General features: G+C 76.9%; 6 protein-coding genes and 1 pseudogene. All 7 read left to right on the forward strand.

What is annotated here, in order from left to right:
* Positions 1–2 precede the first annotated feature (2 nt).
* Entirely contained in the window at positions 3–125 is a 123-nt protein-coding gene (locus tag RNC47_RS10750; RefSeq protein WP_311597717.1) for a hypothetical protein, read from the forward strand.
* A complete protein-coding gene (gene eccCa / locus RNC47_RS10755) occupies positions 122–4,111 on the forward strand; it encodes a type VII secretion protein EccCa (RefSeq protein ID WP_311597718.1) in 3,990 nt (1,329 codons plus the stop codon). Before RNC47_RS10750 ends, eccCa begins: the two co-directional genes overlap by 4 nt.
* Entirely contained in the window at positions 4,108–5,526 is a 1,419-nt protein-coding gene (gene eccD / locus RNC47_RS10760; RefSeq protein WP_311597719.1) for a type VII secretion integral membrane protein EccD, read from the forward strand. The genes eccCa and eccD overlap by 4 nt, the downstream gene beginning before the upstream one ends.
* Positions 5,523–6,917, forward strand: a complete 1,395-nt coding sequence (locus tag RNC47_RS10765; RefSeq protein WP_311597721.1) for a S8 family serine peptidase — start codon at positions 5,523–5,525, stop codon at positions 6,915–6,917. Before eccD ends, RNC47_RS10765 begins: the two co-directional genes overlap by 4 nt.
* A 3-nt stretch (positions 6,918–6,920) precedes the next feature.
* On the forward strand, positions 6,921–8,372 hold the full coding sequence (gene eccB, locus RNC47_RS10770; protein WP_311597723.1) for a type VII secretion protein EccB: 1,452 nt from the start codon (positions 6,921–6,923) through the stop codon (positions 8,370–8,372).
* Complete coding sequence (locus RNC47_RS10775; RefSeq protein ID WP_311597725.1) at positions 8,369–9,532, forward strand: type VII secretion protein EccE; 1,164 nt, start codon at positions 8,369–8,371, stop codon at positions 9,530–9,532. The genes eccB and RNC47_RS10775 overlap by 4 nt, the downstream gene beginning before the upstream one ends.
* A pseudogene (locus RNC47_RS10780) lies at positions 9,529–9,877 on the forward strand (hypothetical protein); the annotation flags it as partial. The gene RNC47_RS10775 and the pseudogene RNC47_RS10780, both read left to right, overlap by 4 nt.

The raw sequence follows: 9,877 nt of genomic DNA on the forward strand, positions 1-9,877 counted from the left end.
TCGTGTCCGAGGACGGTCTGTACGTCATCCCGGACCGGTTCCGGGAGTCGGCCCGGATGAGCCTGACGGACGAGGCCGACCGGCTGCTGGACGAGTGGCGCAAGGGCCCCGGGAGCCGGTCATGAGCGGGCCGACGACCGTGGTGCGGCGGCCGGCGCGGGTGGCGCGTCCTGTGGTGCCGACGAAGGAGCTGGTGCTGAAGCCGCCCCCGCTGCTGCCGAAGCCGGAGGAGACCAACATCTGGATGACCGTGCTGCCCGCGCTCAGCGGCTTCGGCTCGGTGTTCTACATGCTGACGATGCGGCGCGGCCCCATCGGCTACATCATCGGCGGGCTGTTCCTGGTGTCCTGCGTCGCGATGGTCGTCGGGTTCCTGATGCGGCAGCGCGGCACGGTGAAGGGCCAGGCGCGCAACGACCGCCGCGAGTACCTGCGGCACCTGGAGCGCACCAGGACCGAGGTGCGGCGCACCGCCGAGGCGCAGCGCGAGGCGCTGGAGTGGGGCGCGCCCGAGCCGCGCCAGCTGTGGTGCCTCGCCGACAGCCGCCGGCTGTGGGAACGCCGAAGCGGCGACGCCGACTTCGGTGTGGTGCGGGTCGGTCTCGGCCCGCACCACCTGGCGCGGCCGCTGGTTCCGGGCGAGTCCGCGCCCGTGGAGGACCTGGACCCGCTGTGCGCCGCCGCGCTCAAGCGGTTCGTCACGACGTACTCGGTCGTCCCGGATCTGCCGGTGCAGGTCGCGCTGCGGCGCTTCGCGGCCGTGTCGGCCACCGACGACGAGGAGCGGGCGGCGGCGCGGGCGTTGTTCCGCGCGATCATCGCCCACGCGGTGACGTTCCACTCGCCGCGGGACCTGCGGGTCGTGGCGTGCGTCCGGGACGTCGAGGGCCCTGAGTGGGGGTGGCTGAAATGGCTGCCGCACCTCCAGCACCCGGATGAACTGGACCACGTGGGCCCGGTGCGGATGATCCACCCGTCGCTGGCCGTGCTGGAGGAGTGGCTGGGCACCGAGCTCAGCCGCCGCACCCGGTTCCACCGCGGCGCCCCGCCCGACCCCGACCTCCCGCACCTGCTGGTCGTCCTGGACGGCGGCCTGGTCGGCGGCGGCGAGGCGCTGCTCGACCCCAACGGCATGCAGGCGGTCACGGTGCTCGACGTGGACGGCCAGGCCGCCGCGCTGACCGAGGCGCACGGCGTGCGGTTCGAGATCCGGGAGAGGACGCTCGCGGTCCGCGCCGGCGACACCCTCGACGACCTCGGCACCGCCGACGCGCTCACCGTGGCCGAGGCGGAGGCGCTGGCGATGCAACTCGCCCCCTGCCGCGCGGACGTGGACACCGGCGGGGACGCGGAGGACCTGACGACCACCGTCAACACGCTGCCCGCCCTGCTCGGCATCCAGGACCCCGGGCACCTCGACCTCGACACCCTGTGGCGCGCCAGGCCCATGCGGGACAGCCTGCGGGTGCCCATCGGGGTGTCCGCGGACGGTGGGCTGCTCGAACTGGACATCAAGGAGTCGGCGCAGAGCGGCATGGGCCCGCACGGCCTGGTGGTCGGCGCCACCGGCTCTGGCAAGTCCGAGCTGCTGCGGACCCTGGTGCTCGGCATGGCGGCCACCCACTCGCCCCAGCAGCTCAACTTCGTCCTCGTCGACTTCAAGGGCGGCGCGACCTTCGCCGGCATGGCCGAACTGCCGCACGTGGCGGCCGTCATCACCAACCTGGAGGACGACCTCAGCCTGGTGGACCGGATGCGGGAGGCGCTCTCCGGCGAGATGAACCGGCGCCAGGAGGTGCTGCGCGACGCGGGCAACCTCGTCTCCATCCGGGACTACGAACGCGCCCGCCAGCGGGGGGCCGAACTGCCGCCGCTGCCCAGCCTGTTCATCGTCGTCGACGAGTTCTCCGAACTCCTCACGCAGAAGCCGGACTTCGCCGAGCTCTTCGTCCAGATGGGCCGGCTGGGGCGGTCGCTCGGCCTGCACCTGCTGCTGGCCTCGCAGCGCCTGGACGAGAGCAAGCTGCGCGGACTCGAGGCCCACCTGTCCTACCGCATCGGGCTGCGCACGTTCTCCGAGGCCGAGAGCCGCACCGCCATCGGCGTCCCCGACGCCGCCCGGCTGCCCAGCGCCCCGGGCCACGGCTACCTCAAGACCGACACCACCACCCTCAAGCGGTTCCGCGCCGCCTACGTCTCCGGCGCCTACCGCACCGGCGACGACGGCGCCTCGGCCGTGCTCGGCGGCAGCACGGACATCCGGCCGTTCCGCGCCGGCTACGTGCCGGTGCCCGTCGACGAACGCCCGCCGGAGCCCGAACCCGAGCCGGCGCCCGACGAGTTCGGCGACGGCGAGGACCCGGGCAGCACGGTGCTCAACGTGATGGTCGGCCAGCTGGCCGGCCAGGGGCCGCAGGCCCACCAGGTCTGGCTGCCGCCCCTGGACGAGCCCGAGCCCCTGGACGCGCTGCACGCGGAGCCCGCCGGACGGCCGCGACGCGCGGGTGACGACGCCGGGTTGACCGCCGTCATCGGCGTCGTGGACCGGCCGTTCCACCAGCGTCGCGACCCGCTGGAGCTGGACCTGGCGGGTGCCGGCGGCCACGTCGCGGTCGTCGGCGGCCCGCACAGCGGCAAGTCGACGGCCGTCCGGTCGCTGATCGCCTCCCTCGCGCTCCGCTACACGCCGGCGGAAGTGCAGTTCTACTGCCTCGACTTCAGCGGCACCCTGTTCCCCCTCGCCGGGCTGCCGCACGTCGGCGGCGTCGCCGGGCGGCTGGACGCGGAGGTGGTCAACCGGACCGTCGCCGAGGTCCTGGAGGTCATGGAGGCCCGCGAGACCCGCTTCCGCGAGCTCGGCGTCGAGTCGATGGCCGCCTACCGCCGCGCCCGCGCCGAGCGGAACCACACCGACGACCCCCACGGCGACGTCTTCCTGGTCGTCGACGGCTGGGCGGTGCTGCGGCAGAACTACCCGGATCTCGAGCAGACGTTGACGGCCGTCGCCGGCCGGATGCTCACCTACGGCGTGCACCTGGTCGTCACCGGGAACCGCTGGCTCGACATGCGCATGGGCCTGCGCGACCTCCTGGGCACCAAGGTGGAGCTGAAGCTCGGCGACGCCCTGGACTCCGAGGTGGACCGCAAGGCGCAGCGCACCATCCCCAGCGACCGGCCGGGCCGGGGCATCACCCACGAGAAGCTGCACTTCCTCACCGCCGTCCCCCGGGTGGACGGCGTCCGCTCCGCCGCCGGGCTCGCCGAGGGCGTGGCGCGGCTGGTGCGCCGGGTGGCCGACGGCTGGCAGGGCGGCCGCGCCCCCGGGGTCCGGCTGCTGCCCACCAGCTTCGCGGCGGAGGACCTGCCGGCGGCCGCGACCGGGCAGCCCGGCGTGACCATCGGCGTGGAGGGCAACCGCCTGGAGCCGGTCGTGCTCACCCCGGGCGAGGACGCCGGGCTGATCGTCATCGGCGACAGCGAGTCGGGGAAGACGTCGCTGCTGCGCGGCATCGCCCGGCAGATCACCACGACCCGCACCCCCGAGCAGGCCAAGCTGATCATCCTGGACCACCGCATGACCATGCTCCGCGAGTTCGACGGGCCCAGCCTGCTCGGCTACTCCGCCTCCCACGAACGTTCCATGGAGGTGGTCGGCGGCCTCGTCGAGGGACTCAGGAAACGCCTCCCGGGCCGCGACGTCACCCCGGAGCAGCTGCGCGACCGCTCCTGGTGGACCGGCCCCGAGGTCTACCTCCTCGTCGACGACTACGACCTGGTCGCCACCTCGCGTGGCAACCCGCTCAAGGCGCTCCTCGACATGCTCCCGCAGGCCCGCGGCATCGGACTCCACATCGTGGTCACCCGGCAGGCCGGCGGCTCGGCCCGCGCCGTCACCGACCCCGTGCTCGGCCGCCTCAAGGAACTCGGCACACCCGCCGTGCTGCTCAGCATCCCCAAGGACGAGCTGCCCCTGTGGGGCGTCAAGCCGGCCCAGCGCCGCAAGGGCCGTGGCCTGCTCCTGCACCGCAGGCTCGGCAACGTCCCGGTGCAGCTCGTCCGCGCCGACTCGCCCCTGTCCACCCTCGCCCAGCCCACCGGGACCCCCTCATGAGCGGCAGCCTCACCCAGCAGCAACCGACGTCCACCGGAGCGACGTTCGTCCGGGTCGGCGTCGCGGGCCCCACGGGCCGCGCCGACCTGGCCGTCCCGGCCACCGTCCCGCTGGCCCGACTGATGCCGGCCCTCCTGCGGCACGCCGGCCAGGAGCCCGGCCCCGACGGCGGGGTCCGGCACGGCGGCTGGGTGCTGCGTCGCGCCGACGGCACCCGGCTCGACACCGCGGGCACGCTCGCCGGCCAGCACGTGCGCGAGGGCGACCTGCTGTTCGTCGGGCACGGCACGGACGACGCCACGGCGCCGCTGTACGACGACGTCGTGGAGGTCATCGGCAGGGACGCGGTACGCGCCGCCTGGCCGACCGCCGCCACCCGCCGGGTCACCGGCGCGCTGGCCACCGGGGCCGTGCTCACCGGCTGCGGCGCGCTCGACGCGGCGCCGGGACCGCTGTCCGGCTGGCTGGGCCTCGCCACGGCCCTGTTCGCGCTCGTCGTCGGGGTCCTGATGTCCCGGGCCTTCGCCGACCCGCCCGCCGGCGTCCTCGCCGTGGTGCTGGCGGCGCCGCCGGCCATGCTCGGCGCGGTCCGGCTGCTCGGCGGCGAACCCGGGATCCTCAGCGGCGGCACGGCCGGGCAACTGCTCCTCGCCTGCGGAGTGTTGGCCCTGGTCGGGGCGGTCGGGCCGCTGCTGGTCGAGGGCGGCGACGGGACGTTCGCGGCCCTGGTGGTCGCCGGGCCGCTCGCCGCGACCGGGGCGCTGGTGTGCGCGGTCTGGGACGTGCCGCCGGCGAGCGCCGCCGCCGTCGCGGCCCCGCTCGCCCTGGCCCTCACCACCCTGTGGCCCACGCTCGCCGTGCGCCTGGCCCGCATCCCCGCCCCACAGATCGCGGCCACCGTCGAGGAGTTGGAGGCGTTGCCGAGCCAGCTCGATCACGACCGGCTGCGGGCCAGGATCGGCGCCGCCCGGCGGCTGCTGCTCGGCATGCTGACCGGCAGCCACCTGGTGGCCGGCGCCGGCGCCTGCGTGCTGTTCGCCTCGAACCGGCTGTGGCCCGGGGTGCTCGGGGCGGTGCTGGTGCTGCTGACGCTGATGCGTGCCCGGCTGTTCAGGGAGCCGGCCCAGGTCGCCGTCCCCCTGGCCACCGCGCTGCTCGCGACGGGCGGCGCCGCGTTCGCCTCGGTGACCGGCCACTTCGGCGAGCGGGCCCCGATGCTGGGCGTGGTCCTGCCGGTCGCGCTGCTGACCGCCCTGGTGACCGGGGCCGTCGGCGTCCTCGCCGGCCGCACCCCGCTGAACCCCCGGCTCGCCCGCGCGATCGACGTGCTGGAGACGACGCTCCTGCTGTCCGTCGTCCCGCTCTGCCTCGCCGTGTGCGACGTCTACTCCACCGTGCTCGACCTGAGGGCGTGAGGAAGGTGACCACGGTGCAGCGGAAGCGGGACCGGCGACGGCCGTCGCCGCGGGCGGCGGGCCGCGCGGCCCTGGCCCTGGTCGCCGCCGCGGCGTCCCTCCTGAGCGTCCCCGGGCTCGCGCCACCGGCCGCGGCCACGCCGTGCCGCACCCAGGTCGTCGAGGACGACCTGGGGGAGAACACCGGCCCGCACCGGCTGATCGGCCAACTCGGGCTGCGCCAGGCGTGGGACCTGTCCACCGGCGAGGACGTCCTCGTCGGCGTCGTCGACTCCGGCGTCGACGCCCGCCACCCCGACCTGGCCGACGGGGCGGTCGTCCGGGGCAGCGAGTTCACCACGGTGGCGACCGAGCGCGAGGCCCGGCGCGGCACGCCGCCGCCCGAGCAGGACTGCTCGGGCCACGGCACGGCCGTGGCCGGGCTGATCGCGGCCCGCCGGGCGGCGGGTGACCGGATGACGGGGGTCGCCCCGGCCGCCGCCGTCTATCCGGTGCGGCTTGACGGCGCGGTCGACCAGGTGCCGCCCGAGACCATCGCCGCCGCCATCGACGACGCGGTGGCGGCGGGCGTCGACGTGCTCAACCTCTCCTTCGGCCGCCCGGTCGACGACCCACCGGTCCGGGAGGCGGTGGCCCGCGCGCTGGCCAGCGACGTCGTCGTGGTCGCCGCCGCCGGCAACGAGGGCGACCAGGGCCCGGCCGGTGGCCTGATGTACCCGGCCGCCTACGACGGCGTGCTCGCCGTCGGCGCGGTCACCGACGACGGGCAGCCCATGGAGTCGTCCAACACCGGCGACTGGGTCGACCTGGCGGCCTACGGCGAGGCGCTGACCGTGGTCGCCCCGGAAGGCTCCGGCTACCGCGTCGAGTCGGGCAACAGCTTCGCCGCCGCGCAGGTCTCGGGCGTGGCCGCGCTGGTCAGGGCCCGCTTCCCCGAGCTCGCCGCCCAGGAGGTGGCCCGGCGGCTGACGGAGACCGCGTCGCCGGTCGGCGGCGGCCCCAACGAGGCCACCGGAGCCGGGATCGTCGACCCCTTCGGCGCCCTGACCTACCTGGGTCCGAGCGAGGCCGCCGGCCCGGAGCCCGGGGCCGAGGCGGGCGCGGCCGGCGCCGTCGCCGTCCGCCCCGTCCCGCCCGACGAGCCGCTGGTCGGCGCCGCCACCGCCACCGCCCTGGCGTGGAGCGGGGCGCTGCTGCTCGCCGTCGCGCTCAGCCTGCTCGGCGTGCCCGCGGTGCGCCGGGCCACCGCGCGCGGCTGGCGCGCCTGGCCGGGACCTGAGGACCGCCGGTCGGCGCCCGCCGGGCCCCGGCGCGCCGCCCCGAGCCTGCGCTGGCTCGACGGCGGCGACGACGCCACGACCACCACGCCGCGCGGCGGGAACGGGGACTGACGGATGGCCACGACACGCGAACGGGCGGACGCCTACGCCTACGACCACCTCCGCCGGAGCACCAGCGTCTTCCGCGGCGCGGACGAGGCCGTCCTCGACCCGCGCCGCCGGCTGAACCGGGCGCTGGCCGGCGGCACGGCCCTCGCCGTGCTGATCCTGGCCGGCTTCGGCATCGTCGGCTGGCTCGGCGGCGGCCGGGGCCCGGCCCTGCCCACGGCCGGCGCCGTCGTGGTCGGCGACGACGGGGACAGCTATGTCGTCAGCGACGGGACCGTGCACCCGGCGCTCAACCTCAGCTCGGCGCTGCTGGTCGGCGGCGGCGAGCTCACCAGGGTGCGGCAGGCCACCCTCGACCGGGCGCCGCGCGGGCTGCCCGTGGGCATCCCCGGCGCCCCGGACGCGCTGCCCGGCGCCGACCAACTCGTCGACGAGGACTGGACGTTGTGCGTCACCCCGGCGGAGACCGAAGGACCGCCGACCGCGACCGCGCTGTATGTGTCCGTGCCCGGCGTGGCACCCGGCGACGACGCGGCGGGCAGCACGGTGCTGGCCAGGACCGACGACGACGGTCTCTGGCTGCTCACCGAGGGCCGCCGGTACGCCCTGACCGAGGCCGTCCGCGACCTGCTCGGCCTCCAGCGGGTGCGCGCCGTCCCGCTGCCGCGGGAGGTCGTAGCGACCGTGCCCGAGGGGCCGGAGATCACCGTCCTCGAATCCGGCGCCGCCGGCCGGCCGCCCGAGGTCGAGCTGCCGTTTCCCGCCGAGGTCGGGGACCTGGCCCACACCGGGGCCGGCGGCGCGGAGCCGCAGTACTACCTGGTGCGCCCGGACGGCCTGGTGTCCGTCTCCCCGCTGGTGCACGCGCTGTTGGGGGCCACCGCGCCGGCGGACCACGAGCTCAGCGGGACCCAGGCGGCCGCGGCCGCACGCTCCGAGGAGCCGGCGCCCGGCGACGCGGCGTGGCCCGACGCCCTGCCCGCGGCGGAGGAACCGGGCCGCGACCAGCCGGTGTGCGTGAGCACCCCGCCCGGCAGCCGGCCGGGCGACGCGCCCTGGCGGGCCACCGTCCACCTGCCGGAGGCGATGCCGGAGCCGCCCGGGCTCACGCCGGTCGGCCCGGCGAACGGCGACCGCCTCGGCCTGCTCGACGCCGTCTACCTGCCGGCCGGCGCCGGCGCCGTCGTGCTGGCCACCACCTCCGGGGGCACCGGCGGCACCCACACGCTGATCACCGACGCCGGGACCGCCTACCCGTTCGCCTCCGCCGACGCCGTTCGACGACTGCGCTACGCGCCCGAGGACGCGCCCACCATGCCGGGCGCCTTCGTGGACCTGCTGCCCGGCGGCCCGGTCCTCGACCCCCGCGCCGCCGCCGAGGAACAGCGCGCCCCGACCGCGGGCGAGGAAGCAGAGGAAGCAGCGGACGAAGAGAGCGAAGAGGAGGTGGCGCCATGAGGTTCCGCACCGCGTGGCCGCGCTTCGGCCGGGCCCGGCTGGTGGCCGTGCAGAGCGGCCTCGCCCTGCTGGTGGCCGGACTCGCGCTCCACGACCACCGGGGCTGGGCCCCGGCCGCCTCCGGAGTCCTGGTCCTCACCGGAGCGCTGCTGCGGCGCCGGGGCGCCTTCGCCGACCGACGGCTGCTCGACCGGCTGCGGAACGACGCCTTCGCCCCCGCCGCCTCCGCCGCGCCCGCCTCGCCCGTCTCGGGGCAGGAGCGGCTCGGGCTCGCGCACACGCTGCTCCGCACCCTGGACGTCAGCGAGGTCGCCGACCGCAACCTGCCCGCCGACGTCCCCGACCTCGGCGTGCTGTCCGACGGGCGCGGCTGCGCCGCGATCCTCGCGTTCCCCGCCGGCACGCTGCCAGGACTGCCCGCCGCGATCGTCCGCGACTGGCTCGACAGTGACCCGGCGCGGCCGGCCGCCGCCCAGCTCGTGGTCGAGCAGTTCGGCCTGCCGCCCTGGGACTTCCAACACGGGTACCAGCCCACCGCCGCCTACCGACAGCTGCCCGGCGGCCCCCGGCCGGTCGCCGTGCGCTCCTGGCTGGTGCTGCGCTGCGAGAGCTTCGGCACGCCCGACGCCGCCGAGCGGCGGGGCGGCGGCACCGCCGGCGCGCGGGCGGCGACGGCCGCCGCCACCGCCCGCGTCCGGGCCCGCCTCGCCGCGGCCGGCGCCCCCACCACCCCGCTCCGCGCCTCCGAGGTCCGTGACCTGCTGCGGGAGACCGGGGACGCGGCCGGCGAGGGACGGGCGCTGCGGACCAGCTGGGCCGGCGCCGACCTCACCCACTGCTCGGTCGCCGTGCCGGTCGCCTCCCAGGAGGAGTGGTCGCGGCTGTGGGGCGGCCTGGCCGGCTGCGCCGCGGAACGCGTGGTCGCCGCCGCCACCTTCACCAGGGAGGGGGCGGCGCTGCGGGTCCTGACCGCGGTGCGCCTGGTCAGCGTGATGGCCCAGCACGCGGCGGCCGAACGCGAGCGCCTGCTGCGGGCCGGGGTCCTGCCCGACACCCCGACCGACCAGCGGGCCGGGCTGCTGGCCACCCTTCCCCTCGCCCACCCCTTCCGTTCGCTGGTCGAGACGATCGGCATCGGCTCCCCGGGAGCACCACGATGAGCCTCCGCGACCACCCGGCACCGCCCACCGCGCACTGGCGGGACGACCCCGGGACCCCCTTCCGGCTCAGCCGGGCCGACGCCGGCGTCCAACTGGGCACCAGCCGCGACGGCCGGGTCGTCACGCTGCCCGCCGGCCCGGCGCCGACCCGCGTCGCGGTCCTCGGCGAGTCGCTGTTCGGCCGCCTCTTCGGCCTCCGGATGCTGGCCGTCGGCGCCCGGGTCACCGCGGCCACCCGGGTGCCCGACCAGTGGCGCCCCCTCGCGCGGGTCGCCGGCGACCGGCTGACGGTCGGTGACCGCGTGGCCGCCTGGGCCCCCCCCCCCCCCCCCCCCCCCCGCCCCG

The organism is Streptomyces millisiae (genome assembly GCF_031845425.1).
Classification (GTDB): Bacteria; Actinomycetota; Actinomycetes; order Streptomycetales; family Streptomycetaceae; genus Streptomyces; species Streptomyces millisiae.